The sequence below is a fragment of the Pullulanibacillus sp. KACC 23026 genome (assembly GCF_029094525.1).
Lineage (GTDB): Bacteria > Bacillota > Bacilli > Bacillales > Sporolactobacillaceae > KACC-23026.
Map to the genome: position 1 here is coordinate 2,652,725 of NZ_CP119107.1, position 26,567 is coordinate 2,679,291.

The 26,567-nt window shown below is 39.2% G+C and carries 24 protein-coding genes and 1 pseudogene; 8 read left to right on the top strand and 17 right to left on the bottom strand.

Annotated features, from left to right (window positions below; all coding sequences use genetic code 11):
• Window positions 1-157: 157 nt before the first annotated feature.
• The 5 genes and pseudogenes from PU629_RS12345 to PU629_RS22610 all read right to left on the bottom strand — a co-directional run.
• The gene (locus PU629_RS12345) at window positions 158-3,382 is read right to left on the bottom strand and encodes a response regulator (protein WP_275280373.1); all 3,225 of its coding nucleotides are present in this window, start codon (window positions 3,380-3,382) and stop codon (window positions 158-160) included.
• A 40-nt stretch (window positions 3,383-3,422) separates the two neighbouring features.
• The gene (locus PU629_RS12350; RefSeq protein WP_275280374.1) at window positions 3,423-5,963 is read right to left on the bottom strand and encodes an EAL domain-containing protein; all 2,541 of its coding nucleotides are present in this window, start codon (window positions 5,961-5,963) and stop codon (window positions 3,423-3,425) included.
• 705 nt (window positions 5,964-6,668) lie between these two features.
• Window positions 6,669-7,046, bottom strand: coding sequence for a helix-turn-helix domain-containing protein (locus PU629_RS12355; protein WP_275280375.1), 378 nt, complete (start codon window positions 7,044-7,046; stop codon window positions 6,669-6,671).
• An 11-nt stretch (window positions 7,047-7,057) separates the two neighbouring features.
• On the bottom strand, window positions 7,058-7,708 hold the full coding sequence (locus PU629_RS12360) for a GAF domain-containing protein (RefSeq protein ID WP_275280376.1): 651 nt from the start codon (window positions 7,706-7,708) through the stop codon (window positions 7,058-7,060).
• A 247-nt stretch (window positions 7,709-7,955) separates the two neighbouring features.
• Window positions 7,956-8,117 (bottom strand): annotated as a pseudogene (locus tag PU629_RS22610) (SUMF1/EgtB/PvdO family nonheme iron enzyme); the annotation flags it as partial.
• A gap of 226 nt (window positions 8,118-8,343) precedes the next feature.
• On the opposite strand from PU629_RS22610, the gene PU629_RS12370 reads away from it, so the two are divergent.
• Window positions 8,344-9,531 carry a glycosyl hydrolase family 18 protein gene (locus tag PU629_RS12370; RefSeq protein ID WP_275280377.1) on the top strand — a complete coding sequence of 396 codons (1,188 nt, stop codon included), beginning with the start codon at window positions 8,344-8,346 and terminating at the stop codon, window positions 9,529-9,531.
• 40 nt (window positions 9,532-9,571) lie between these two features.
• Here PU629_RS12370 and PU629_RS12375 read toward each other — a convergent pair whose 3' ends face one another.
• From PU629_RS12375 to PU629_RS12390, 4 genes are all read right to left on the bottom strand, one after another.
• The gene (locus PU629_RS12375; RefSeq protein ID WP_275280378.1) at window positions 9,572-10,453 is read right to left on the bottom strand and encodes a hypothetical protein; all 882 of its coding nucleotides are present in this window, start codon (window positions 10,451-10,453) and stop codon (window positions 9,572-9,574) included.
• Complete coding sequence (locus tag PU629_RS12380) at window positions 10,450-10,878, bottom strand: Fur family transcriptional regulator (protein ID WP_275280379.1); 429 nt, start codon at window positions 10,876-10,878, stop codon at window positions 10,450-10,452. Before PU629_RS12380 ends, PU629_RS12375 begins: the two co-directional genes overlap by 4 nt.
• Before the next feature lie 498 nt (window positions 10,879-11,376).
• Entirely contained in the window at window positions 11,377-11,724 is a 348-nt protein-coding gene (locus PU629_RS12385) for a DUF4064 domain-containing protein (protein WP_275280380.1), read from the bottom strand.
• A 111-nt stretch (window positions 11,725-11,835) separates the two neighbouring features.
• Complete coding sequence (locus PU629_RS12390) at window positions 11,836-12,705, bottom strand: LysR family transcriptional regulator (RefSeq protein WP_275280381.1); 870 nt, start codon at window positions 12,703-12,705, stop codon at window positions 11,836-11,838.
• A 129-nt stretch (window positions 12,706-12,834) separates the two neighbouring features.
• Here PU629_RS12390 and PU629_RS12395 point away from each other — a divergent pair, with 129 nt between their 5' ends.
• The 4 genes from PU629_RS12395 to PU629_RS12410 all read left to right on the top strand — a co-directional run bounded on the left by PU629_RS12395 (window position 12,835) and on the right by PU629_RS12410 (window position 15,345).
• Window positions 12,835-14,085: a benzoate/H(+) symporter BenE family transporter gene (locus PU629_RS12395; protein ID WP_275280382.1), complete on the top strand. Its 1,251-nt coding sequence runs from the start codon at window positions 12,835-12,837 to the stop codon at window positions 14,083-14,085.
• 221 nt (window positions 14,086-14,306) lie between these two features.
• Window positions 14,307-14,678: a DUF2089 domain-containing protein gene (locus PU629_RS12400; RefSeq protein WP_275280383.1), complete on the top strand. Its 372-nt coding sequence runs from the start codon at window positions 14,307-14,309 to the stop codon at window positions 14,676-14,678.
• A gap of 1 nt (window position 14,679) precedes the next feature.
• Window positions 14,680-15,069, top strand: coding sequence for an SHOCT-like domain-containing protein (locus PU629_RS12405; protein ID WP_275280384.1), 390 nt, complete (start codon window positions 14,680-14,682; stop codon window positions 15,067-15,069).
• Between the two features lie 3 nt (window positions 15,070-15,072).
• On the top strand, window positions 15,073-15,345 hold the full coding sequence (locus tag PU629_RS12410; protein ID WP_275280385.1) for a hypothetical protein: 273 nt from the start codon (window positions 15,073-15,075) through the stop codon (window positions 15,343-15,345).
• Between the two features lie 41 nt (window positions 15,346-15,386).
• On the opposite strand, the gene PU629_RS12415 is transcribed toward PU629_RS12410, so the two are convergent.
• The 3 genes from PU629_RS12415 to PU629_RS12425 all read right to left on the bottom strand — a co-directional run bounded on the left by PU629_RS12415 (window position 15,387) and on the right by PU629_RS12425 (window position 19,088).
• Window positions 15,387-15,863 carry a hypothetical protein gene (locus PU629_RS12415; protein WP_275280386.1) on the bottom strand — a complete coding sequence of 159 codons (477 nt, stop codon included), beginning with the start codon at window positions 15,861-15,863 and terminating at the stop codon, window positions 15,387-15,389.
• 121 nt (window positions 15,864-15,984) lie between these two features.
• On the bottom strand, window positions 15,985-16,821 hold the full coding sequence (locus PU629_RS12420; RefSeq protein ID WP_275280387.1) for a hypothetical protein: 837 nt from the start codon (window positions 16,819-16,821) through the stop codon (window positions 15,985-15,987).
• 632 nt (window positions 16,822-17,453) lie between these two features.
• A complete protein-coding gene (locus tag PU629_RS12425) occupies window positions 17,454-19,088 on the bottom strand; it encodes a S53 family peptidase (RefSeq protein ID WP_275280388.1) in 1,635 nt (544 codons plus the stop codon).
• Between the two features lie 307 nt (window positions 19,089-19,395).
• Here PU629_RS12425 and PU629_RS12430 point away from each other — a divergent pair, with 307 nt between their 5' ends.
• From PU629_RS12430 to proC, 3 genes are all read left to right on the top strand, one after another.
• The gene (locus PU629_RS12430) at window positions 19,396-20,157 is read left to right on the top strand and encodes a class I SAM-dependent methyltransferase (protein ID WP_275280389.1); all 762 of its coding nucleotides are present in this window, start codon (window positions 19,396-19,398) and stop codon (window positions 20,155-20,157) included.
• A 280-nt stretch (window positions 20,158-20,437) separates the two neighbouring features.
• The gene (locus tag PU629_RS12435) at window positions 20,438-21,835 is read left to right on the top strand and encodes an MATE family efflux transporter (protein ID WP_275280390.1); all 1,398 of its coding nucleotides are present in this window, start codon (window positions 20,438-20,440) and stop codon (window positions 21,833-21,835) included.
• Between the two features lie 87 nt (window positions 21,836-21,922).
• The gene (gene proC / locus PU629_RS12440; protein WP_275280391.1) at window positions 21,923-22,765 is read left to right on the top strand and encodes a pyrroline-5-carboxylate reductase; all 843 of its coding nucleotides are present in this window, start codon (window positions 21,923-21,925) and stop codon (window positions 22,763-22,765) included.
• Window positions 22,766-23,038: 273 nt separating this feature from the next.
• Here proC and PU629_RS12445 read toward each other — a convergent pair whose 3' ends face one another.
• The 5 genes from PU629_RS12445 to fabL form a co-directional block, all read right to left on the bottom strand.
• On the bottom strand, window positions 23,039-23,542 hold the full coding sequence (locus PU629_RS12445; protein ID WP_275280392.1) for a hypothetical protein: 504 nt from the start codon (window positions 23,540-23,542) through the stop codon (window positions 23,039-23,041).
• A 17-nt stretch (window positions 23,543-23,559) separates the two neighbouring features.
• The gene (locus tag PU629_RS12450) at window positions 23,560-24,012 is read right to left on the bottom strand and encodes a hypothetical protein (RefSeq protein ID WP_275280393.1); all 453 of its coding nucleotides are present in this window, start codon (window positions 24,010-24,012) and stop codon (window positions 23,560-23,562) included.
• 219 nt (window positions 24,013-24,231) lie between these two features.
• On the bottom strand, window positions 24,232-25,263 hold the full coding sequence (locus tag PU629_RS12455) for an alcohol dehydrogenase catalytic domain-containing protein (protein WP_275280394.1): 1,032 nt from the start codon (window positions 25,261-25,263) through the stop codon (window positions 24,232-24,234).
• A gap of 15 nt (window positions 25,264-25,278) precedes the next feature.
• Window positions 25,279-25,536, bottom strand: a complete 258-nt coding sequence (gene acpP, locus PU629_RS12460) for an acyl carrier protein (RefSeq protein ID WP_275280395.1) — start codon at window positions 25,534-25,536, stop codon at window positions 25,279-25,281.
• A gap of 85 nt (window positions 25,537-25,621) precedes the next feature.
• Window positions 25,622-26,392, bottom strand: a complete 771-nt coding sequence (fabL, locus tag PU629_RS12465) for an enoyl-[acyl-carrier-protein] reductase FabL (protein ID WP_275280396.1) — start codon at window positions 26,390-26,392, stop codon at window positions 25,622-25,624.
• Window positions 26,393-26,567: the final 175 nt, after the last annotated feature.

Genomic DNA, 26,567 nt, shown 5'->3' on the forward strand with positions numbered 1-26,567 from the left:
TCGCTTGGATTGCTATTCCCGCAGGACTCTACTCTATGCTTCAAGAGTAAGCGGCGTTAAAGAAACACCAGATATGCAAGTGTTTCCACTCTCACCAGTTTCTTTAAATCCTCTAAAATAGCAATTTTTTTAGAAAGGAGCCTTAAATTTTCTTTTATCACTGATAAACCCACACTTTTATTAAAGAGATAAGCTGGTCTGGATCAATGGGTTTAACGATGTAATCTGATGCCCCAACCTCCATGCACTTTTCCCTGTCTTCTTTCATGGCCTTTGCAGTTAAAGCGATGATAGGCAAATGATTGAGTTGAGGCTGTTCTCTAATTCTCCTGATGGCTTCATATCCATCCATCTCAGGCATCATGATATCCATCAAAACCAAATCAAACCCATCGTCTTTCTCTAATACTTCTAAGCCTTCTCTACCATTCTCTGCAAAGGTAATGTCGATTCCTTGAATCTCAAGAATACTCGATAAGGCATAGACATTTCGGACATCATCATCCACGAGTAGAATCCTTTTTCCTTCAAGACCAGATGCCTTCTTTACTTGTTCTTCAATTTGACCATATTTTTCTATCTCTTCATTACTTAGTTTTAAGTACATGTCCAGCTCATCTTTTAACCGTTCTGGTGATTGGGCATCTTTAATAATAATAGTGTGAGCATATCTATTTAATATGATTTCTTCTTTGGTGGTTAAGCTTCTGCCAGTGTAAATAAAGACCTTTAAATTCTCAAAATCACGCTGTAATTTAATTTTTTCAAGTAATTCAAACCCAGTCATATCCATTAATCCTAAATCCAGGACCATGCAATCATAGGGGTTAACTTTTATCTCTTCGATTGCTTCAGTGCCGGAAGAAACAGCTTTAATTATGACATTTTTTTCTCCAATCAATTCCATTAAACTATTGCGTTGTTTGATGTCATCGTCAACAATTATAAGCCTCTTAATGTAACTGTTTGGATGATCAATTGGGTACTCAGGCAGATTTGAAGGTGCGGATTGAATAACAGGATGCCCTTTAAATTCTTGTACATCACTTGAAGTGTCTTTGGTTACAGCTTTTTTTATTTGGCTCAAATCTCTTTCTTCATAGTTATGATTACCAACTTCAAAAGTAAACGTGCTTCCCCTGCCCTCTTCACTCTCTACTCGTACATTTCCGTCTAAAAGTGTTGCTATTTCGCGACAGATGGATAAGCCTAGACCCGTTCCTCCATATCTTCGACTCATGGTTCCATCTGCTTGTTGAAAGGCCTGAAAAATAAGGTCCTGCTTATCCTTAGCAATACCTATACCTGTGTCTATAACAGAAAATTGGTATCGATCATTAAACTCTATTTTTAAGGTCACGTCTCCGGCATGTGTAAACTTAAAAGCGTTTGATAAAAGATTCCTTAAGACCTGTTGCAACCTTTGGAAATCACTGATGATATATTTTGGGAGATTATCAGCTAACACAATATTAAGAGTAAGTCTTTTTTCATTCGCTACCGGCCTAAACGTACTTTCTACAAAGTCTACTAGATCTTTAATAAAAACTTTACTTGGATTGACATCCATCTTGCCAGACTCTATTTTGGCAAGGTCAAGGATATCGTTAATAAGAGTTAAGAGATCGATCCCAGATGAATATATCGTTTTGGTAAACTCAATCTGCCTGTCAGATAGATTTCCCTCTTGATTTTCTGAAAGTAGTTTAGAAAGAATTAATAAACTATTTAATGGCGTACGGAGTTCATGAGACATGTTAGCCAGGAATTCGGACTTATATTTAGAACTCAGCATAAGCTGTTTGGCCTTTTCTTCAAGTTCAGCACGGGCTTTCTCAACTTCGCGATTGGTTAATTCGAACTTCCGATTCTGTTCTTCTAATCCTACTGCTTTTTCTTTTAACTCAGCGTTGATTTGCTCTAATTCTTCCTGTTGAACCTGAAGTTTCTCTTCTGATTGCCTAAGGGCTTGTGTTTGCTCTTCCAGCTCTTCATTTGTAGCTCTTAGTTCCTCCTGCTGTGTTTGTAATTCTTCCGATTGTGCCTGTACTTCCTCCATTAAAGTTTGAGATTCCTCAAGTAATCTTGCTAATCGTATTCTGCCCATAGTACTTTCAAAGATGATGCCTAGACCATTGATTAATTCTTCTAAAAACGACTGCTGAGTAAAATTGAAAGGCTTAAATGTGGCGATTTCTAATACAGCTTTTACATCCTCTTCAAAACAAATCGGAAAAACATAAATAGTATGAGGCGAAGCTTCCCCTAAACCAGATCTAACCTGAATATAGTCCGATGGTACATTTGTTAATACGATCGGTTTTTTCTCAAGGGCTGCTTGTCCAATTAGACCTTCCCCAATTTGAAAGACATTCGTCTGTAGTTGACGATCTTTTAGAGCATAAGATGCTGAAAGTCTAAAGACTGGTTTGGTATCCCTATCATCCATCTCCTTCACATATAATACTGCATGAGAGGATTCTACTAGTGGAGCTATTTTGGATAGGACAGTTTTAGATAAGGATCCTAGATCGTGCTTTCCGTTTAATTCTGTTGTAATCTCTGCAATATTTGATTTGCTCCAAATGAGGTTTTGTTCCTTCTCCATCTGCTCTTCTAGTGATTGCACCATTTTATTAAACGAAATAGCCACTTGATCAATCTCATCATTGGAGGTAACGGCAACTCTAGTGTTTAGGCCAGTGCTACCATTTGCTACACCACTCATAGTTGTTGAAACTTTATTTATTCGGGTGAGAATGGACCATAGACTTTTAAAAATAAAGATAATAACAAAAAGAATAGCTGCAAAAGAAATAACACTGCCTATTGCAATTTGCATTTCAAAGTCATGTGAAAGGCGATCTAAGGACGTTGCCGTTTCATTATCTAGATAACTCGTAAGATTCGAGATAATTTGAAAATAGCTATTTTGAATAGAGCTGCTTTTGTTGTTGATTAATTGAATGGCCTCAGCCTTTTTACCCTTGCTAATTAGACTTAAGACTTGTGCTTTATAAGCGTTATATTTTACATTAGTTTCTTTAAGACTCTTTACCATTTTTTTTTGTTTAGTTGATTGAACGTTTGAATCTAGTAAAGCGATATTCTTATTAATAAGATCGGCTTCTTTTTTTATGTTTAATAATTCTTTATTTCGAGCATCTGCATTGGTTAATATCACGAGATTTCTTAAACTTACGGCTTCATTTTTTACCTCAATATAAGTTTTTTCAGCTAATAGAGAGGTTTGGTATTTATTTTGGATCATATCGCTTATTTTATTTAGATTCGCAGATTGTAACCATCCAATCCCAAGTAAAAGTAGTATAAGTACAGGTAACATACTCAGTACAAGTAAAAACCTTGTTTTAATTGTCATAGTTGGAACTCCTCGGGAGATATATATAGTTATAAGAACTTTAATACCTATTTAGGCTTTTTCCTGTTTCAATAATCGTCTGATAGACTTTGGCCATAGCCTGAAGGCGATCGTTAACAGTTAATTTCCGAAAAATGTTTGTAACATGATTTTTCACTGTATGCTCACTAATAAATAACTCATTAGCAATCTCTTTATTGTTTAATCCATTTACAATTAATTTAAAGACATCAATTTCTCTTGAAGAAATGGAATAGTCTCTTTGGATAAGGATTAATGCTTTATCTAAAACCTCTTTATTTTGCTCCAACCCTTCATTGTTTAAATTATTTTCAATTTTAGTAACTTTTTTTAGATAATTATTTCCATCCGCTAAACCATTAACTTTTGGTACATCTGATGTATCCTCTTGGTTGATTACTAAAAGAGCCTTAAAGTCATTAGGTGCTATAGGCGGGCTAAATAAGTAACCTTGAAATTCTTCACACTTATAATTTCGTAATATCGTCAATTGTTCTTCTTTTTCTACACCTTCTGCAATAACGGTCATTTCCAAACTATGAGCCAATGAAATAATGGTGGAAACCAAATTACAGTCAGAAACAGAATCAGACATGTTTTTAACAAATGATTTATCAATTTTAAGCGCATCCACTCGAAACCTGCTTAAGTAATTAAGTGAGGAGTAGCCGGTTCCAAAATCATCAATACTTATATGAACCCCTGTTCTTCTTATGTCATTTAAGGTTTTTATAACCGTCTTTTCATTCCCCATAATCACTGATTCAGTTATCTCGATTTCTAATAAGTGAGGTTTCACCTTCGCTTGAAGAAGAATACGCTGGATCTTATCGATAAGATCTTTTTGTAAAAACTGCTGTGCTGAGAAATTTACAGCCATTCGAACGGGCAATAAACCAGCTTCTTGCCAGCTCTTACTCTGTTTGAGTGCTGTCATAAGTACCCATTCCCCTATTGTACTAATCAGTCCAATTTCTTCTGCCAAAGGAATAAATTCAGATGGTAATATAAGCCCCCAGATTGGATGATGCCAACGTATCAATGCCTCTGCGCTTTTGACTTCTCCAGTTTTGATATCTATTCGCGGTTGATATACAAGCGAAAATTCTTCGTTGTCTATTGCCTTACGCAAATCATTCTTGATTACGAAAGTCTTATAAGATTGAATATTCATTCCTGAATGGTACACTTTGCAATTGTTTTTACCTTGCTCTTTTGCACGATACAAAGCTGCATCTGCATTCTTGATTAATGAAAGTGAATCCTCGCCATCATACGGAAAAATACTAATTCCTATACAAGTTGTAATAAACAATTCATAGCTATCAATATATATAGGTTCTTTAAATGCCTCGACAAGCCTCTCTGCAATCTCCAGTGCCTCTTCCCTGTCCGTATCAGGTAAGAGAATATTAAATTCATCTCCGCCTATTCGTGCCAAGAAATCACCATTACGCAAGCAGTCTTTTAACCTATTAGAAATTTTCTGAAGGAGATGATCGCCAACAATATGACCAAGAGAATCATTAACATATTTAAAATGATCTATATCTAAATACATCATAGCTAATAATTGATTAGAGTGTTTGGCTTGATTCAGTTTTGTAACCAATTGATCATTAAAAAATCGCCGATTAGGTAAATGGGTTAACCCATCGTGGTAGGCCATATGCGTGATTTTTTGTTCATAATCTTTCCTCTTTGTTATATCACGTATCGTACAAGCCATAATGCAGTCTTCCTGGACAAACCTCATTCCAATTTGGATCTCTGCCGGAAATGTCGTGCCATCCCTCCGAATAGCTGTCACTTCCTTTAAATTCTCATCACCCACCATTATTTCTAAGTTAGAAATGGCTTTTAAAACAGTCTTGATGTAAGCTAATGAATCTCCACTTTTAAATAATGCATTAATTGTTTTTCCGAGGATTGATTCATCTCTATATTGAAACATCTTCTGAACGGCAGGATTGACCTTTAGAATGACACCATCTTTATCAAATATGATCATAGAATCCATTGAAGTGTCACTAATAACGTTAGATAAGGCCTCTGAAATTTGTAGTTGGGAGGTGGTCTTGGATAACTCTATATTGGTTCTTTTTAATTCCTCAGTCTTTGCAGTCAGGCTTTCTGCTTGTTTAATCAGTCTTTGATTCATTTTATAGATGTCGATAAAACCTTCAACCTTAGACTTTAGAATAAAAGGATCAACTGGTTTAAGTATGTAATCAATAGCCCCAATGGCATATCCGGTAAATATATGTTCTGAATCCATGTTATTTGCTGTAATAAATATAATAGGGACATTCTTTGTTTTTTCACGGGCCTTAATTATTTTGGCAGTCCCAAAGCCGTCGATTCCTGGCATTTGAACATCTAATAAAATAGTAGCAAAATCATATTTAAGTAGATACTTTAGTCCCTCTTCTCCAGAATAAGCTTTTACAATATTGTAGTCCTCACAATCAATAATCGCTTCTAAAGCGAGAAGATTCTCGGGGCGATCATCTATCATTAATATATTTATTTTATCTTCATCTACATAAGAATTGTTCATTCGGTCCACCTCATCGTGTCGATTCTCAAAATTAGAAATTTGCAACGATCTATTAAAATACAGAGTGGATTACGTAAAACTTATATTTTTGTGTAAATTCAATCCATTACTCTGACCGTGATCAATAAAGTATAAAATGAAAGGAAGGCATAAAGCCTATCGGTTTAAAAGATTCTCTATTCGAGAACCTATTGTCAAAAAAGATCCTTATCCATTTTATCAATTAATTAAACTTGTGAGACTTACGCCATATTATATCATGGAGATTCTCATTACGAGAACTAAATTCGGCAAAAAATCGATTACTATAAGAGAAACGACTTAGTCTAAAGGACGACTGATGAAGGTGTCCCAAGGTCTAACTATTAAGGGCATCTGCTCTTATTCACTTGGGTTAAAGTGTTTTTGTATATAAAAAACGAATCTGCTCGCTGATCCCACAAAAGTCTCCCAGATTCCCTTTGGATTATTCGAGAGCTATTTAACAAAATCCCAAAATAAAAAATCGCTCCTTTGTGGTAAAATTAAGTCACACAACCTACCTGCCAAAGGATCGATTTTTGTATTATTTTGTTATAAAGCGTTGTAGACCAACGAAATAGGCCTGGTATTTTTTATATTAAAAGGAATGTTAATTCATATGCTATTTACATCGATTCTCCACGAATATGGAACTACTTGTCATTAGATTTGGGTTCTTTTTCGTTATTTTATTAATTTTTTATTTTGTCCATGGCGCTGCGCAGTATTCTCAAGCAATTCTCTTATGGACATAAGTTCTTCTTCACTTAGCGGTATCCCGTCCCAATGCAAATTAGTGCTATTTAGCATTTCTTTTACATTTCGAGTCATTGGATCGGATGACTCTTCCTTTTCCTCACTAGCCTTCAAACCTAATAAATAATCCAAAGACACGTTGTAATAATTGGCGAATAAGGTCAATTTTTCAAGTGAAGGCTGTCTAAATTCTGTTTCATATCCAGCATAAGTTGATTTAGCAACACCCACAATTTTGGCGGCTTGTTCCAATGTCATTTTCCTTTGAATACGTAAACATCTTAGTTTCTCACCATACCCTAACATATAAAACACCCTTACAACCTATTTTCATTCTTAAAAACACGAATCAATTGCTCTTTCTTTAATAGTAAATTTTCAACAATTAATTGATTACACATATTATATTGCACCAAATCTTTATCGGAAAAGTCACGCTTCATTTTTGAGAACATGGCGGTATGACCAATTACACTTCCATTACAGGACAGTGGGGCCGAGCAATAGGCATAAATACCATTTTTCATTAAGTCTTTTTTATGGTTTAAGGAAGTTAAATCCTCTGCTCGATCAACATCCGGTACAGCGAGGATGCTTTTCATTTGCTCAGGAACATGTTCTCCAATTTGAATGTCCTCTTCTACCGATGCACCATTTGAGTATTCATTATAACCTGTTGGGATATTCGGGACCGACGCATTCCATACTTTATTTGTCTTATGATCATAAAGATAAACACCATGCATCAAGCCATTAAATTTTTGCTCCATTAATAAACAAAAACGCTTTAATACTATCTTTGTTTCTAAGGCCAGATATTCCGATTCTCCTATTAAATCCTTGTCATAATACCCTCTTAATACGGCCGATAGATCGGTAGACTTGTTTGCAGGATCAATGGAAGAAATCATGTTTTTTATGTCATTAGTTAATTTAAATTCTCTTAAAGATGTGACAATCTTATCCATAATACCCTCCGGATGGGATGTCTAAAAAGAGTAGAACTATATTTAGTATACTCGATCATTTACTTAAAACAATGGAATCAGAATCCATTTATTAGTTTATCTTGTTTTAATTCAACCGATATCCTTGCCTATTGATAGAAATAAAATACCTCAAACATCAGCTACACTGCGAAAACCCGCATTACCAGATGTTCGTGCCGCTACTCGGTACCGATCGCAATACGACTTATGGCATAAATAGGATCCACCGCGTAGCAAATTTCCATTCTGCTTCAGAAGGTAATCGTTTCCCAGCCCACTCACAATAGGCCTGTGCATCATCCCATGAAACATGAACAACAGGATGATCTAGCCTTTCTTCAATATCAGATCCCTGTCCTTCAGGATGCTCCCAATAAGCACCTTCGACAAAGTCCCCATTTTTCCCTTCACCTCTTAGGTAACGCTTTAATTTCCAATTAGATAGATAACGATTTAGCCCCTTCTTGTGCTTAAAGACTAACCAGATACGGGTGGATGAGAAAATCTTTTAGTCAAGCATTCTGGAAACTCCGACTAACCATTTTTTTTCATTCTACCTTTTCTTATTATCGCATAGACTAATTAATAGTTTAGACCTTCAGGAGTGACTTGACTTGAATAATCTCCCTCTCATCTTCGAACATTTCTTTAAACGGTTATTTATAATGATATTAATCCTGGCGATCGGCATCGTTGGCCTCCCAACGATGGTAATCTTATCTCAACCGCAAAATTTTAAGAATGCGATGTACACCCTTTCTCACCCAAATGCACTTAAATCATCCGTTCATCTCTCTAATCAATCCATCAATCCGAAAACCCAGAACAAAGCTTCCTCTAATAAAACGTCTGACCAACTGCTTGCCATGGGTTGGTTGACAGGGGAAAACGCTCAACTCACGACCTATCAAGAGCTCAAAACCGTTTCTCCACTCTTTGCCACAATCGGTGCTGATACTCAAATTCATATGGACTTATCGGCTTCATCCATTAAAACACTTCATGATGAAGGTAAAAAAGTTTGGGGCAGAGTGACTTTATCCACACAGTCCGATGCAACCACGCAACACTTTTTAGAAAACACCGGCAAAATGACCCCCTTAATTCACGGACTCATAGCAAGAGCGCTTCAAACTAAACTCGATGGGATTAATTTAGATATTGAACAGATTCCAGCAGTCGATCGGAGCGCGTATAGTCAATTTGTCGAGAAGCTCTCCAAAGCAACCAAACAAACTCATCTGACTTTATCGATCGATTTGCAGCCGGAAGACTCGACGATCCCTCACCTAGCCACTTATAATCAGCAGCTTGGAAAAGACAGTGATTACATCATTTACATGGGTTATGATCAACATTGGTCGACAGATGCAAAGCCAGGACCCGTTACCTCGCTTGAGTGGCTTGAGGACAATATTAAACAATTCATAAACACGGGAATACCGCCGCAAAAATTAGTATTAGGGCTTCCCTCCTACTCGAGAATCTGGCAAGTTGATAAAAATGGGGAGACAATCAGCAGTTCCGCTCTTTCAAATGAATATATCAATACCTTAATGCAGGAAGAACACAATAAGGAAACCTGGAACCCTCAATTAGCGGATTACTATACGTCCTATAATAAAAATGGAAAGCATTATGAGGTGTGGCTATCAAATAATCGCTCTCTACTTGCCTACTTAGAGCTTATTAATAAGTACCATCTGGGCGGTGTTGGATTTTGGAATTTAAACATGATCTCATCGAATGACTGGAACCAGCTTATGAAACAATTTAACTCAACTCATAAATCGACCTTCTAACTAAAAAAGGAGAGGCACAATGCCTCTCCTTTTCTCGCGATCAATTACTTTTACTTGCTAATGCTTTTGTCGCCTCGTTTTTCACCTTTCGAATGGCTTTAAAAATAGAATAGCCCCCAACACCACCTACTATAAAAATAGTTAATAATAAGGCCAGATTAATGGAATCAAGATTGAAAATAGGCAGTCCTGTCGAAACACCCCAATCCGATATCTTTGGATCCGTCAATTCTAGAAATCCTAAAACCACAAACAAAATCCCCCCGTAAAGGAGCGTATTGGCAGATACAAATCGACCTATATAAGATTTCGCAAGGTGATCAAGGTTTTGCCGTTCAATCCATCTGCCAAACAAACCTCCAATTAACATCTGCATGATCATCGTTCCAATGCCATAGAAAAGACCTGGCAAAAAAGCCACCCATGCATTTGGCATATTGGGAGAAATGACCGTATAGATAATGGTTGCAAACGCACCTGTTCCCCATCCCGCAATAAACCCGTGGATCAAAGCCAGTTTAGCCGGGACGGGCTCTCCTTCTTTTTTCACAGCAGGCGCGAGTTTCTCAATCCAGGGAAAGAGATGCAGTGTTTTATGTCTGAACCTAATATAATAGCCGGATAAGAGCATCACTAATCCAACAATCATATAGACAATTTGTTCAGCTCCAGATTGTGTAAAAAATCGAACGAGTGCAAAATACGCAAGTTCTGAAGCGATCGCCCGTTGGAGGGTAAAAGCTAAGGAAAAATAAAGACCTGATCGGATCCCGCCTTTTGTACTGTAGCTGCCAATAGAATAACTAAACGTAATTGGCCATGTATGTTCATCGGGTGTTATGCCATGTACCATTCCCATTAAAAGAACGGTAAGCAAATCGATCGTCCAGTAGATATGGTGTGGATCGTACCAGAAATTCAATGGGACTCTCCCCCTTCGATTGAGTGCTGACAAGCCGAGCATTTACCGTAAAGATCTAACCGGTGATGCTCCACTCGGAAATCCTCTGGCACTTCAACTGTAGGACAGGATTGATGAGTTTCTAATACTTGATGACAGGAGAGGCAGACCAAATGATGATGGTGATTACAGCCACAAAATGTATAATAAATCACACCCTCTATAAGAAAGGGGGTGGCTAATTCTGTTTTAGTCAACACTTCAAGCAATCTATAAACGGTTGTAAGACCGATTTTTACCTGATGTTCTAACGCTAACTCATGAAGTTGAGCAGGCGTCAACATCCTGGATGATTCCGAAAATAACTTTAAAAGGAGATGCCGTTCGTTTGTTAACCGAAATTTTTGTTCATTAAGTAAAACTTTTATTTGAGATTCATTCTGCACGTCTAGTCCTTCTTCCGCTTTATAGAAAATCATTTTCCATAACAGACTTTACATTCTTATTGGCCTATCGTCAAGTCAACCCCCTCAATCACTCACGGCATCGCGTGTAATCGGAGCTAAATCTCAGCATGGCGGGCTCCCATTTCGCGTGATGAACCTCCAATATAAACATTAAACGAGGCTTTGACAAAACTAAACTAACAGACTTAAATTCCGAACACTAAATGCTTATAAGGACAGAAACAAATAGGAAGCACAGTCAAAATTCGGAGACTCCTGCGGGAACCGCACGTGTCTGAAGACCCCGCAAGCAAGCGTTTTCCTTGCTAAAGAGGCTTAGGCCGTGCCCGCGGAAAGCGACGTATTTTGAAGGAGCGTTTCATAAAGGACTTAACTTATAAATGAAAAACCGAACCCATCACGTTAAAATCTGTGAATAAGTTCGGTTTGTTTTATTCGTCAACTACTTCTGTGCCCGCCTCGTTCTAAATAATTGATTTATTTGCGCACAAGGGCAAGAATACCCGATATGATGATTAATAAACCACTTAGAATGCCGAAATAACTTACAAATACAATATTAAGGATTCCACAAATTAAGACAATGATGCCGAATAAGACACGTTTCTTATTTATGAGACAGCTAAATATAATAGCAATAACGGAAACAAGAATACACCAAAAGCCAAGGCTTCCCACTCCACCCCCGCTTCCAGTAAGAGCCTCACCAATGCCGCCAACGGCAAGCGCAATAATACCAGCTATAATTCCCAAGACACCGCCAATTATTCCGAGCACCATTTCAGGCACTCTTGATGTTGGCTTTTTGTAATCATCTGTTGCCATAAAAGATCCCCCCAAATAATGAATTTAAAAGGTGAAAAAACATTATTAGGATAACCATCCACCCCCTATTTTATTTTAAAATGTGTAAAAAAATCAACAATTTAAATTGTGTCAAAATAAAGCTAAGAACTCTCTGGCGGCTTTAGAAAGATAACTATTTTTCCTCCAAATCACGGCCGGTTCAGAGATTAACGCTTTATCTTGAAGTTCAATAATGCGGAGCCCTCCTAAAGAATGAAGGGATAATAACGAGAAAGGCAGAATGGTCGCACCAAACCCTGAAGAAACGAGCCCGAGCAGCATAATTAAATCCTGACATTCACATAAAATATTCGGTTCTAGTCCTAACCGCTGAAATTCATTAACGATTTGTCCATAGGCTCCCAATCCATAGTTCGGCCGCAAGAGGATTAAGGGGAGATCCACTATATTTTCTAATTTAGCCTGCTGTGAACCCTTCCACTCCCATTTCTCAGGCAAAACAAGGACGTAAGGATCGCTTTCTAATTTCATTTGCGACATATTTTTTTCAGAAATAGGACTATTGGATAGCGCAATCTCAATTTGTCGCCTCGAGAGCATTTTAATCAAATGAATGGTTTCCCCTTCCCATACCTTGAAGGTTAGTTCTGGGTTCTTTTCACGAATGGCAACCACTTTTGAAAGAATTAATGCCGCACAATAAAGATTGGAGCCAACCGATAAAGTCCCGCTTGCTCCTTTCCTTAATTCTTGAACCTCTACCATCGTTTCATCGAACTTATTCAAAATTTCTTTTGCCCGCAGAAGCAATTTCTCTCCTTCCAAGGTCAAATTGATACTTTTATTATCCCGGTCAAAAAGAACCACTCCTAACTCTTCCTCCATTTGTTTGAGTTGTTTACTAAGCGGGGGTTGAGCAATATTTAATTTCTTTGCAGCCGTCGTAATTTTTCCTTCTTCAGCGATCGTTACAAAGTATCTTAACTGTCGAATATCCAAGTAAAAGCCTCCATCATACCCAAAAGATATAGTAAATAGATTGAACAGATATTTTAAGTATCAATGAAGAAAGTATACACTAAGAGAGTGCTAACTTCATTCGATAAGCGACTAGGAGTGTGACTTTTTTTGTTGAAAAGAAATGTTGTTCAATTTCCGCGATTATTATCTGTTGGAAATGTATCCAATGGGTTCGTTGCCTGGCTTTTTGGTTCAGCTGGCCCATTATTGATCGTGTTACAAGCTGCCACCAAAGGGCATTTATCTGATTCGACGACGAGTTCTTGGATTTTTGCTATTTATGGGATCGGCGGCCTGCTCACCCTTCTCATGTCCCTCTATTACGGGCAGCCAATTGGTTATGCCTTTTCCATTCCAGGCGCGATTCTCGTCGGATCTGCTTTAACTCATTATGCGCTCAATCTAGTTGTCGGTGCCTACATTATAACGGGAATCATCATTTTCCTATTGGGTATTTCAGGGCTTGTGACGAAATTAATGAAAGTCTTGCCCATGCCGGTAATGATGGGGATGGTGTCAGGGGTGTTGCTGCCTTTTGGAACAGATATGGTTCATTCTGTCATGAAGAATCCCCTTCTTAACGGAATCCCTTTACTCGTCTTTCTTGCTCTGTCTTTTTTCTTAAGATTTTCGAAAAAATTCCCACCTATCTTAGGTGCCATCATCGCTGCTATTCTTTGTATTAAGTTTTTACCAGGAGTGACCGTTCAACCCATTCATGTCTCGATAGGCATTCCTCAATTTATAACACCTTCTTTTAGTTTTTCTGTTATAGGTGAGCTAGTGATCCCATTAATATTAACCGTCATCGCCATTCAAAATGCTCAAGGAATTGCGATGTTAGAGAGCAGCGGCTATCGTCCGCCAATTAACTCTATGACCAACTGGAGCGGAATCGGTTCCATTGTCAATGCTTTTTTCGGAGGCCATCCGGCTTGTATTGCGGGTCCTATGACTGCCTTATTAGCCAATAAGGATTCAGGAAAACACGAGCATCGATACGTCGCTGCCATTGTTTTAGGCATATTGTCTTGTTTACTTGCCTTATTTTCGCCAATGGCATCGGAAATTCCTCATGTCATTCCGGCTTCATTAATTCAATTATTAGGCGGTGTCGCCATGATTAGCGTGCTCGTCGATTCTTTAAAGATGAGTTTTTCCGGCCCGTTCAAATCAGGTGCCTTATTCTCCTTTTTAATTACCATCTCGGGTATTTCAATTTTTCATATTGGCGCTCCATTTTGGGGATTAATTGGCGGCACCTTGGCAACCCTTTTCTTAGATAAACAAGATTTGAAGAAGCCAGTTGCACCTTCTCAACCCATTCAAGAGACGGCTGCAGCCATTGAACTAAAGTAAAACATAAAGCCAGTCAAGCATTCTTAAAAGCTTAACCTTTTAAGGATGCTTTTTTTACGCTGAAATTAAGCTTCATCATTTAAAATCCATTTAAATAATTTAACCATAAAATAAACATATTTAATTTTATCTATTATCATTTTAAATATTTTTAATTTCATGGTTTATTTTTTTAAAATAATTGTTGTATATTGGATTTAAGAAAAGGAAAGGAGACAGTTATGGCATACCCTCTTATTTCAGATTGTCCTGTTTGTGGGCAGCAGTTGAAAATTACAAAGCTCGCCTGTACACACTGTCACACGGTCATTGAAAATGAATTTGAGCTCTCGAATTTTGCAAGTCTAGGCAAAGAACAGCTGGATTTTATCGAGATCTTCCTAAAATGCCGTGGAAATATTAAGGAAGTTGAGAAAGAACTCGGCATATCCTACCCTACTGTTCGCGGGAAATTAGATGATATCATCTCGTCCCTTGGCTATTCCACCAATAAGAAAACCGACATTGACCGAAACAAAGTGATCTCAATGCTGGAAAAAGACGAAATTACACCCGATGAAGCCATCAAACTATTAAATAAGGAGGAGTCTTAAAATGAATGAAGAAATTTCAAGAGTCTTAACAATGGTAGAGGAAGGAAAGCTTGACAAAGAGAAAGCCGTTGATTTAATCGATGCCCTTCAAGGAAAGAGCAAATCCATTGATCTAAATAAACGCGCCTCATCACCTTACTTAGAAAAGATACTGAAAGTTCGTGTAACATCAGTAGATGGCGACAATGTGAATGTTAATTTGCCAATTAAATTAGTTAAGGCTTTTTTAAAGGTTGGAACGAATGTAGCCGAAAAAATTCCGCAATCAGAAAAATACGTTAAGGATATCGACATTGATCTTTTAATCGAAGCCATCGAAAATGAATTAGATGGGCAGATTGTGGATATTACATCAGCCAAAGGTGATAAAGTATTGGTGGTCATTGAATAGACGATGATGAAGATTGGTATTAAGGCAAAAGGCAGAGCGTTCAGTATTCCCGTCCCGTATGCTTTGGTCAACCTATCGATTGGCATCTTAACTTCAAGAGGACTCAGGGCCATAGCTAATCGCGCTATTGAAAAACACGGAAAGACGACCTTTCAAATACCCAATATAAACAAGAAAGATTTTACACCAATCCTTAGCGAGCTCTCCAAACAAAAAGGCTTAGTTCTTGTTGAAACCAGCATGAAAAACGGCACAAAGGTTTCGATCAAACTATAAAGCACATTCCCCTGTCTAAGGAGTGTGCTTTTTTCTTTCGCTTAATTTCCGTTTTTTAATACGAGATCCTTTTCGCTTAGTTTCATGACCAGCCACAATTGAAGTCTTAATAATAGAAACAAAAAAGGATACGCGATCGCGGAATCATATAATTTCCACTTATTATGATAAAAAATGCCTAATTGACTGGCCAGCCACTCATAAGCCGTTGAAAATAAGGACCATCCTATCATATACAATATCTGTCTTTTCATCCCTTTTTTATAAGGGTAGAAATTCAAGAAGATCGGATCAATCGAAAAATAAATAGGAACTAGCCATAAGGTCTGCCATTCTGACCTCGGCACAGGGTTAAAATAGCCGTACCAATTCAATTCGATATGTAAAAAAACGTCTGTTAACAGTTGGAAATAGGTTGCCACTCCAGTTGTTGCATACAGGTAAAGTCTGGGTATTTTTTTTGGCATTAACCATACAATTCCAGGTAGCAAAAAGGCACTTATGACCAATAACCACATAAAAATCCCTTCTTAGATCGAGTTAGAGGAATGAAAAAGAAAGTCTTACAAGTAAGCTATAAGTCGAGGTGATTAGCAATCGCGGTTAATGGTCATTTATAATAAACAACAGCCGATTGGTTCACCTAAATCCTTTTATCTCATAAATTTGGTTGAGATAGTGACCTTGAGCCTTTTTGACACTATAACCTACTAAAATATCCCCAGAAGGCAGAATGACCATTCCTTCGCTTTCACCCGGTTCATTTATTTTTAAATGTCGCAGTATCTTTCCATCTGTTGACATAACCGTAATCCGATTATTTGTATACAGATAGATCCGATTATGACTAAAATCGAGGCCTTGCGGAACGCCTTGATTAGGTATCGTGAATTGCTCCAATACATGGCCATTGAAATCACAATAAGTGAAAGTCTGTCTGCCATGATCATTGGGTGAGGTTTCAATCCATAAGCGAGAATGGGCGACATCCACTGTCGATAGACCGGAATGTCCTAGTTTGCTGAGATTTAAGCGCTTTATTATCTGTTTTTGAGGAAACTGAACTTCATAAACTTGTGTCGGGTTCATTCCACCCCCATTCGTAATATAGAGATGATGGTTGGCAGAATCCGCTGATATAGAAGCACCGTGAATGATAGGCAGCGTCTGAGTGTGCCCCAACTCTTCTCCCTCTTCATCATACTTATAGACTATGATCTGATCATTTGGTGAATCAAAGCCCGCATAAAAGGCATGATTAAGATAGGCGATGCTTTGTAATTTCAAAGGAGTGGATAATTCAAAGCGCTTAGTGATGGTTGGACCGTCCGGATTTTTGTAAGCATTTGAATCGGAGAATAACTCGATTGTTGGAACAACGGTGTGGTTAGCCTCCGTGACTGGAACCAGCTCCTTTGGACTTCCCCCGCTAATCAAAAAGAACATGGACATGATTAAAAGTAGTTTCTTGTGCATCTTTTCAAAACAACTCCACTTAATTAACTTTCATTTCTTAGATGTCTTTTTAGAGGCAGCTAAGATGTTCAGGTACTAGTTAAATGATTGTTGTAATATTTCCGTTTTATCATGAAACTATGCAGCATTCTCTTAGAAGGCCTCGTCTTTTTTATGGAACCCGATTCCTTTTAAGCCGCAAAATACTCATTATATAATTAGTTTACACTTAAATACCTGATGAAAGGTAATGAATTGTTCAAAATCTCTTTCTTTTTTTCAAATCTCTAAAAATCAATGGGGACAGACCTCTTCACTCAGTTATTCATTCAGTAGAGGTCTGTCCCCCCATACACTCAGTTATTCTTTCAGTAGAGGTCTGTCCACCATAGTTAAAAGAGGATCGGACAGAAGTAGTTGACGAATAGAAAAAACCGAACTTATTCACGCCTTTTAACGTGATGGGTTCGGTTTTTCATTTATAAGTTAGATCAATTATGAAACGATCCGTCAAAATTCGTCGCTTTCCGCGGGCACCGCCTCAGCCTCCTTTTCTGAGTGTGAGTTAATCTTTTCCTTTTAGCTTCATTACAAGTGAGCATGCAGCTAATTCTCGGGAGAACTCAAGATCCTTTTCAAGTACTAGACTTGGTCTAATTTTGGCTCATTTGTTTCTGAATTTCGTTAACTAGTTGAGTGCCGTTCGGAGTCCCTAATCCTGTGCAAGCATCCCAGCCAGCTTTTGCAGGATAAGCCTTTCTTACGCGTACATTATCATTGGTTCCTTGAGTAATGTCATGAAAGGCGGTCGTTTGAATTTGTGTATTATAGATAGTTGGATTCAAATAGCCAACCGGTTTACCCAGTTTCTGATTCATGATCGCAATAAGACCTGCCCACAATGGCGCAACCGCACTCGTCCCGCCAACGGTGATGGTTTGACCGTCAACCAGAACATTATAACCGGTTGCGGGATCCGCATCACCTGCCACATCTGGTACTCCGCGGCCAATTTTACCGCCTTTATTGGCAGAAGGCGGCACATTAAACGACTTTTGCCAATCCGGAAGAGCAAATACCTCACTAATGCCTCCGCCTGTAGCACTCGTACTGCTCTCATCCCAAACGACTTCTTCTGTTATTCTATTATTTGAAGCCACTAGTTTCGTTCCACCGCAAGCTAAGACATGCGGGCTTGATGCTGGGAAATCGACATGAACGTTACCATCATTTGCCCCATCTGAAGATCCTTGGTCACCCGCTGCACAACAAATGGTGACGCCAAGTGTGGCAGCATCCTGAAAGGCTTGATCCATAGCTTTCATCGCTTGCTCTGTCCAATTAGCTTCAGCACTGCCCCAGCTGATTGAAAGAACAGACGGTTTATTCTCTGTATCGTGGATCGCTGTTTTGATCACATTTAAGAAACCGGCATCCGTGTTTGGAGCAAAATAAACGGCAATTTTGACTCCTGGGGCTACAGCACCTGCCACCTCAATATCTAACACGACTTCTCCGTCTGCACTATTTGGATTGCCTGATGGACTGTTCGTTGCCCCATCCACTGAAACCGAAGTGACAGTCGGTGCTTGAATACCGAGAGAGGAAAAATAGTCTTGTAAATCCTGTTCCTTATAGCCGCCACCTAATTCAATGATTCCGATACACACCTCATTAAGATTCGAGGCTTCTGGAAAATTATAAAGCGAGGCAACGGTATTCGGATTAAAGGATTGCCCTTGGGCATTAGCACGGGAAAGTCCATGCTCTTCCTTAAAAATTTGAAAATGCGGTTTAAGCTGTGGACGGTTGTCCAATCCAAAAACCGCCTCAACAATGTCCTCTAAATGTGTTGGTATGGTTATCGAAGTCTTATGGCTGCGAAATTTAAACTGAGGATGTTCAAAGTGTTCAAGTTGAATATTAAAAGCTTGATTCAGGTCAGTGGCTTTTCCTGAAAGTTTAATAGTCCCTGCCTCTGGTCGTACATCTTTTATGACTAAATGATTCGTGTTAGCAAACTCTTTTACAACATTCAAATCATCCTGATGAGTGCTATAGGAGGCTGCAAAGGCTTCTCTACTTAGCGGCGTTGAATCAAGGCTGCGAGGCGTGATGAATTTCTCAAATTCTTGTTTAATAGATGGACGGCGAATGAGAAGAGTCACCTCAATGTCTTCCTTGGGATCAACCGGACCCAAGTTTTTGGCTTGATTTAATAGCTCATACCTGCGGGCACCTAAAGTTTCAAAGCGACTTTGGTCTTTCCGTTGACTAGATGTGTCCATTCAAATCCTCCTTAAGTCCATATATTAGTTAATACCCCTCTATTTTCGCACAATTCAGCAAGTTGCACATCGTCCAAACGTCATATTTTTATAAAGAAGACAGAATATAGGTTTAGACCCAGTTAATCAACTCATACTTAGGTTAAAAAACTTGCCTCTTTCTTAAATACAAAATACAAAAAATCACTTATACTCATTTATAAAAGGATGGTTTTTGTTTTTACTGACGTGTGCCAGGAGATTGAACTGGTTTTAGTTCAATAAGATGGTGAACCGCATATAAAATGAGTGCCAATTGGGGGGAAAGATGGAACCTATTAATCGATTCAATAAAAAATCCTTGCTCTACTCAAAGTTTCGCCCAGACTATCCTGATCAATTAGTCATAGACCTAAAAAATGACAATCATTTGACTTCTCAGTCCTACATAGCGGACATTGGGTCAGGCACTGGCATTTTGACAAAGAAATTGTTAGATAGCGGCTTCAAGGTCTACGCTGTTGAGCCCAATGACGAAATGCGCCGCACTGCAGAAGTTGACCTGCAACACTATGAACAGTTCACTTCAGTTAATGGTTCTGCCGAGCACACAACATTGGCTGACAGAAGTGTTGATCTCATTACCGTTGCACAGGCCTTCCACTGGTTTGATCTAGAACAATTTCGTAAAGAAGCCCAAAGAATCATAAAGCCTAGCGGTAAAGTGGCGGTTATTTCAAATGAACGAATCATCCATACAGCCATTAATCAAGACATAGCCGCTGTTTACAAGCGTTACTGTCCCAATTTCATAGGATTTTCAAATGGATTACTTGGTGCTGAAGACATTTATGATTCATTCTTTGCTGAAGATTATTCGGTAATGTCTTATGAAAATCCGCTTATCTTTAACAAGGAACAGTTTATCGGCCGGCATTTATCCTCTTCTTTTGCTCTAACTGTAGAAGACGAATTTTACCCCATGCTGGTTGAAGCCTTAAACGCCTTATTTGACAAGTACAGTCAGAACGGGGAAATCAAAGTGCCAAATGTTGCGAGATGTCGAAACGGGTCGGTCAGAAACGATTGAACACTTATGAAGACTCCTTTATTTGACAGACACTCCGTCTTTTGGTAGCAATTAGACACGCCTTCGCCTAATCTTAACTTGAGATCGTTTAAAGCATTAGGAAATTGTCGGATATTGCGCTTGCCTGGGAAATGATTAAACATTTAAGCTTCCTCCCCTTTTCTTAATATCTAGGACTTTTTTTAAAAAATTTTTTTTGAAAATGATAACTCTATTGCTCTCCTGAAATCATGTTATAATAATCGCATTGATTTCTAAAAACAACAGAGAAGGTTAAGTCATGAATAAAACACATGTGCAGGTTCGGCATAAGACTGTTTTCTTTTTGGAGAAGTACTTTTCCGGTGAAACGATCGGATACAAGGAATTTTTTGCTATTATTCTTCCGATTTTTGTTGATCAATCCTTCCTTGTTATCATGAGCTTATTGAATACCGCCATGATCAGTTCGGCAGGAGTGGCAGCGGTTAGTGCTGTCAGTATGGTGGACTCCTTAAACATCTTTTTGATCAATGTGTTTATTGCCGTTGCAACAGGCGGAACGGTCATCGTTGCCCAGTATAAAGGAAGTGGGAATCGGACGATGGTTTCCAAAACCGCTAACCAGGCCATTAGCGCTGTAACAGTTATTTCGATTTTGCTTTGCGCCCTAATCATCTGCCTTCACTTGCCCACTTTAAATCTCCTGTTTGGTCATGCTGAGTCAGATGTTTTTCACAACGCTAAGATCTATCTCATTGGCAGTTGTTTGTCCTACCCGTTTATTGCTGTATTTGAAGCCGTTTGCGGGGCTCTGCGCGGGGTGGGCGAAACGAAGCCGTGTTTATTCCTATCATTATTAATGAACCTAACGAATACCATTCTTAATGTCCTTCTCATTACCGTTTTACATATGGGGATTATTGGGCTCGTTATTTCTGTCCTGCTTGCCAGGTTTTTAGGGATGGTCGCGTCCTTAATTTATATCATTAAAATAAACGAGACTTTAAGGCTTCGAATTAGAAGTGCCTTAAAAATAGAATGGTCTATTTTGAAAAAAATCCTGTACATTGGCATTCCGTTTGCGGCTGAACAAATGTTCTTTAATGGAGGAAAGCTGTTAACCCAGACCTTTATTGTCCAGTTAGGTACCCTTTCCATAACCGTCTATGCCATCACCAACTCCCTTGCATGGGTCTTTCAAATTGGTCCAAATGCCTTAGGGATTGCCACTGTTACGATTGTTGGACAGTGTATTGGGAGAAAAAATATAGGGGAAGCCAAGAAATTCGTAAAAGCCATCCTTGGTCTTGCAACTGCTGTCTTTATTGCAGCAGATGCGCTCATTATCCCTTTATATCCATTGCTTATTAAAATGTTTCACCCGCCGCATGCGATTATCCCAACCATTTTTACACTGCTTGTCATCTCTGCAGTTGCCCAGCCGCTTTTTTGGTCGATCAGCTTCATTTTACCATCCGCTTTGCGGGCGGCAGGTGACTCTACTTTTACATCCGTGACCTCTTTGCTCTCCATGTGGCTGTTAAGAGTGGTGCTCGGTTATATTCTTGGAATCACGTTGAAATATGGGATTACAGGGGTTTGGTTAGCCATGTGTATTGAATGGAGTGTACGAGGAGTTGTCTTTATATGGCGGTTTCGAGGAAAGAAGTGGTATGCGCATAAGCTGATTGATTAACCTGGACTTTTATCTTTATCATTTGCCTTTTATCTTCACTCATTTAAAGCGTTCGTGTGATAAATAAAACATGGGGAGGTTCGTAAAATGAATAAATTAGTCTTTGTAGGTGCGGGTTCAATGGCCGAGGCGATGATTTCAGGAGTCATAGAGAATCGGTTAATTGAGACTGAAAAGATATGGGTGACAAATAGAACCAATAAAGAAAAGCTTACTCAGCTGCAACAAAAATATGGTGTGACAGGGAGCTATGATCTCCCCCAATTGTTTGCGGGAGCGGAAGCAGTCATCTTAGCTATGAAGCCAAAAGATGCGGCTTCAGCTATTACTCAGATTGCCGGGTTTCTAACAGAGGATACGCTCATCATCTCCTTTCTTGCGGGCGTCTCTATTCAAACGATTGAAGTCTTATCCGGCAAATCTCTAGCAATTGCAAGAGCAATGCCTAATACATCTGCTGCCGTCGGAAAATCCGCAACCGCCATTGCAGTGAATGATTTGGTTAAGGCCCAGCAAATAGAAACGATAAAACAACTTTTTGAAACGATTGGTTTTGCAGCATTCGTGACCGAAGATAAGCTCGATGCTGTAACCGGATTATCCGGAAGCGGCCCTGCTTATATCTATTATTTGGTGGAAGCCATGGAAAAAGCCGCCTTTGCCATTGGGCTTGAAGAAGAGATGGCAAAAAAACTGATTATTAATACCTTTATAGGGGCTGCCGAAATGGTGAAATCTTCATCAAAGCCTTCTCAACAGCTGCGTAAAGAAGTGACAAGCCCTGGCGGAACAACAGAAGCAGGCATTAAAATCCTTGAAGAAAACCATGTCCAACAGGCTTTTATCGACTGTATCCAAGCCGCCGCTGCTCAATCAAAAAAATTAGGCGATGCACTTAGTAAAGAACTTCATGCCTTAAAGCACCAATGATTCAGTTCGCCTAATCAAAGAAAGAGGAAGACTTCATTTTCTGACGATGAAGCGCCCCTTACCTCTTTACCAAGAACCGTTCAAACTAGCCTGACCTAATTAAGAAGTTGATGACCAAGAAGCCCTGGCATGCTGCCGAGGGCTTCTAAATATAGCCTTCCACCCCATTTTTAAAAGCTTTTTGTCCAACACCCCTTTCCTCACTGACCTTGGTTTGCTTCGGTATACTTTACAATGTCCGTTAGAACTAAACATCCTAGCCATCGCGCCATTCTAAACCTTTCTCTCACCATGTGCTTTTATTAGATAATAAAAGGCGATCCAACTACTTTCAACCAACAAATAAATGATAAATGAGAAGAAAATGTGGTACCCATTTTGATAATGAAAGACCCCTAAAAGTGAACTGATTTTCTCTAGCCCGACGCTTATAATCGACCATACCAAAATATACACGAGTAAAAAACTTGGTTTAATATTTAAATAATCATATAGATAAAAGAATATGTAGGCAAATGCTGCGTACATTCCGTGGGTTAAAAAATCAGTCCATTCAAATTTCGAACTATCATTTAGATCATAATAGTTAACTGGAAGAACGCTTAACGTGTAATCGAACACAATACCAATAAAGACACCAATTAGCAAAAAAACCATCGATGTCTTGTTCGGAAACCTTTTAGGGAGAAGTAAGACGACAAAGATTCCAACGAAGAGTGAACTAATCACAAACCATTCATTCGCATTAAAATGATTGTCATAGTGTATAACTTTCAAGGCTGGTTGTATCCTCCTTAGTCTAGGCGAGTAAACCATCGGGCAATTAAAGTCATAACAGCCATAAACACTCCATACATAAGAAAAGAATATAAATAGCTCCACTGACGAAAGTCGATGAGGCCACACCTTTGCATGACCCAATCATCCAAAAGCAACAGAGCTAAGATGACCGCGCCTATCATCCATCTTAAGATGGCTCTTAAGGGTGAATTAAAGCTCCCCGCAGCCATAATGATAAGAAGCGGTATTATAATAAAACGACAAATGTCCAGATCTAAGGATTTTTCTAAATCTCTTGTAACGGGAACCCAATGTAAATTAACGTCAAGTATTGTAAATAAGGCGACAGACAGGATTCCAATGACAAAGTATAAAAAGAATGATTCCGTGATAGTCAACCATTTTGGCACAATGACGAATACAATCATTATGATCCATGCAATCAAGGTAAATAGCGCAAGGGACACCGCAATCATCCTTTAAAAATGTTCTAACGCATTTGTGTATAAGTTGCCCCATAATGACGCAAATATTCAAGCTAATTCCAAGCTGTAAGCGGGCTTTTAGAGCACCTTTAACAAAACTAGGTATAGAAAATGGGAGAAAGCTTCCTTTCTCCCATGAAAAAAATTTAACCAAACGCTATTTCATTCCATCCTTTAGACAGTCGATTCCTAACTCCTTTTTCAGGTTGATTGAGGTAAAACAACCCATCTACCCGAAGAACGCGTTTCTGAAAAAGCCGAGTCAATTTGCGTGAGTGCTAGTGTTCCTGCAATCAGTTCCTTTGGCTTCAGTTTCCCTTCTTCTGTTAGCGCAACGACGCGTTTAAGATCCTGAATGATGGAACCATAACTAAATTTGATGGTAATCCCACGCCGAACCTGCTTGGCAATCGGGATAACAGCTGATGCCTCACTCATCCCTATAACCGATACCGTTCCCCCTATTCTGACACTATCAAGCGCAAGCTTTAAAGTATCATCGGTTCCAACCGTATCCAATACACAGTCAAATCCCCGCGAGCCCCCCGAACGACGAATGTTTCGCGAAACAGCTCGAAGCCCTTCCTTCATCGAAAACGCAGCTTGTGCACCAAATTTTGAGGCCATGGCCATCCCTTCTTCACGTCGTGTAACAGAGCCTAACAACGAAACCTCCAACGCCTTAGCTAATTGAAGAGAGGCAAGCCCTAATCCCCCAGTTCCTATGACAAGAAGTGTTGAACCAGATGTAACTCCAGCATCCTGCAGAGCATGAAAAGGGGTCGCGTACGCATCGGTCAGTATAGCAGCCTCAACTGGATGCACCTTTTTCGTCCGTTGCACTAACTGCCGGTCTAGAACCACAACCTCTTCTGAATAACCGCCTGGCTGATGAAAACCGACACAACGCTGCCGAGAGCATAGATTGGAAAGACCATTAAGACAAGCGGAGCAAGACCCACAATTATTAAAGGGATGAACGATGACATCGTCCCCTATCTTCCAGTCCCCTACCGCTTCACCGATCTCACTCACAGTCCCTGCAATTTCATGGCCCATGACGAGAGGGAAATGAGCCCCATAAGGTAATGATTCACCATGAACCACTTGACGGTCACTTCCGCATACCCCGCAAGCCTCAACCTTTAAACGAACTTCATTTGGATCGAGTCCTCGCCCTTGCTCCTCTTTTATATAGAAGCCTTTACCTGGTTCAAAAAAAGCGGTTCTCATACCTTTCGCTCCCTTTTATGACTTAAATCGAGTATGTAAATAGGTCACAACACCAGAAACCGTTGCCAGTTGGCCAAAGTCCGATTCAGGAATCTCAAGATCAAATTCATCTTCAAAGGCAATGGCAAGCTCCGTCAAATCCAATGAATCCGCCCCTAGATCATCCACAAAGAGACTGTCCCCTTTAATTTTTTCTGAATCGACTTGAAGTTGTTCTCCTACAACTTTACGAACACGTTCTTCAATTTGTTCTTTCGTTAACACAGTTGGCATAGTCAATCCTCCAATAAGTTGGTTTAGATGCTTCATTTTTCACTAAGAGCATACATGAACTCTGCGACAGCACTTCTTTTTTAAATTATGGGACAAGCAGCGTTAGACCGCCGTCTAAACGCAAGGTTTGTCCTCGCATCATTTCAGCTTCCTTTGAACAGAGGAAAAGAGCTGTATTAGCAATATCATCGGCCGTGACCATTCGATGATAAGGCATTTTTTCTTTAAGAGTGGCCAGTGTTTGGTCCATCTCTGGGAAATGGTTAAGAGCATCCGTCTCAACCGCACCGGCTGAAATGGCATTCACATTTATATTTTTGGAAGCAAGTTCTATCGCAAAATAGCGAACCAAAGATTCCAAAGCGGCTTTACTTGGCCCAACAGTCGAATAATAAGGAAAGACTCGATCAGAACCAAATGAAGAAATGGCAAGCATCGCTCCTCCTTCAGGCATGAGCTTTGCCGCGTGCTGCCCTCCTAAAAGAAAGGCACGTGTATTAACATTAAGCGTCCAGTCCCAGCCCTTAGAATCGACCTCCATAATAGCGCGATTTCGGCCCGATGCGGCGTTATGAATAAAAACATCTAGACGGCCAAATTCAGATTCAATTTCATCAAATAAGGTGCTAATTTTTTCTTCTTGTGCTAAATTGGCACGAACGGTGATCGCCTTTTGACCAAGTTCTTCAATTTCCTTAGCCACTTCACGTGCGGCCTCGCCATTTCTTACATAATGAATAATAAGATCGGCACCTTCCTTAGCAAAACTCAAGGCTAATTGTCTGCCGATTCCACGAGAACTACCTGTTACACAAACCACTTTCCCTGCAAATCTCTTATTAGTTTGAGCAGTCAATGTCAGTCCCTCCAACTTCTCCATTTTTTCTTAACTACCTTAATAAATAGAAAAACTTGGCTTGCCGTCCTAGTTCCATCCAAAAGCTTTAGTTAAAAGGCCTTTCTAATACTTTCAGATCGTATAAAAAAACCTAATTCTTGCTTCTTGGCTAGTTTCTATTAAAATAGTCTAT

Bases quoted from the DNA above. Each gene is read 5' to 3' on its own strand.
- PU629_RS12400 (WP_275280383.1), top strand. From the start codon at position 14,307: ATGGCATACCCTCTTATTTCAGATTGTCCTGTTTGTGGGCAGCAGTTG.
- PU629_RS12425 (WP_275280388.1), bottom strand. From the start codon at position 19,088: ATGGACACATCTAGTCAACGGAAAGACCAAAGTCGCTTTGAAACTTTA.
- PU629_RS12355 (WP_275280375.1), bottom strand. From the start codon at position 7,046: ATGTTAGGGTATGGTGAGAAACTAAGATGTTTACGTATTCAAAGGAAA.
- PU629_RS12350 (WP_275280374.1), bottom strand. From the start codon at position 5,963: ATGAACAATTCTTATGTAGATGAAGATAAAATAAATATATTAATGATA.
- PU629_RS12410 (WP_275280385.1), top strand. From the start codon at position 15,073: ATGATGAAGATTGGTATTAAGGCAAAAGGCAGAGCGTTCAGTATTCCC.
- PU629_RS12360 (WP_275280376.1), bottom strand. From the start codon at position 7,708: ATGGATAAGATTGTCACATCTTTAAGAGAATTTAAATTAACTAATGAC.
- PU629_RS12405 (WP_275280384.1), top strand. From the start codon at position 14,680: ATGAATGAAGAAATTTCAAGAGTCTTAACAATGGTAGAGGAAGGAAAG.
- PU629_RS12385 (WP_275280380.1), bottom strand. From the start codon at position 11,724: ATGGCAACAGATGATTACAAAAAGCCAACATCAAGAGTGCCTGAAATG.
- PU629_RS12435 (WP_275280390.1), top strand. From the start codon at position 20,438: ATGAATAAAACACATGTGCAGGTTCGGCATAAGACTGTTTTCTTTTTG.
- acpP (WP_275280395.1), bottom strand. From the start codon at position 25,536: ATGCCAACTGTGTTAACGAAAGAACAAATTGAAGAACGTGTTCGTAAA.
- PU629_RS12455 (WP_275280394.1), bottom strand. From the start codon at position 25,263: ATGAGAACCGCTTTTTTTGAACCAGGTAAAGGCTTCTATATAAAAGAG.
- proC (WP_275280391.1), top strand. From the start codon at position 21,923: ATGAATAAATTAGTCTTTGTAGGTGCGGGTTCAATGGCCGAGGCGATG.
- PU629_RS12430 (WP_275280389.1), top strand. From the start codon at position 19,396: ATGGAACCTATTAATCGATTCAATAAAAAATCCTTGCTCTACTCAAAG.
- PU629_RS12415 (WP_275280386.1), bottom strand. From the start codon at position 15,863: ATGTGGTTATTGGTCATAAGTGCCTTTTTGCTACCTGGAATTGTATGG.
- PU629_RS12420 (WP_275280387.1), bottom strand. From the start codon at position 16,821: ATGCACAAGAAACTACTTTTAATCATGTCCATGTTCTTTTTGATTAGC.
- PU629_RS12345 (WP_275280373.1), bottom strand. From the start codon at position 3,382: ATGACAATTAAAACAAGGTTTTTACTTGTACTGAGTATGTTACCTGTA.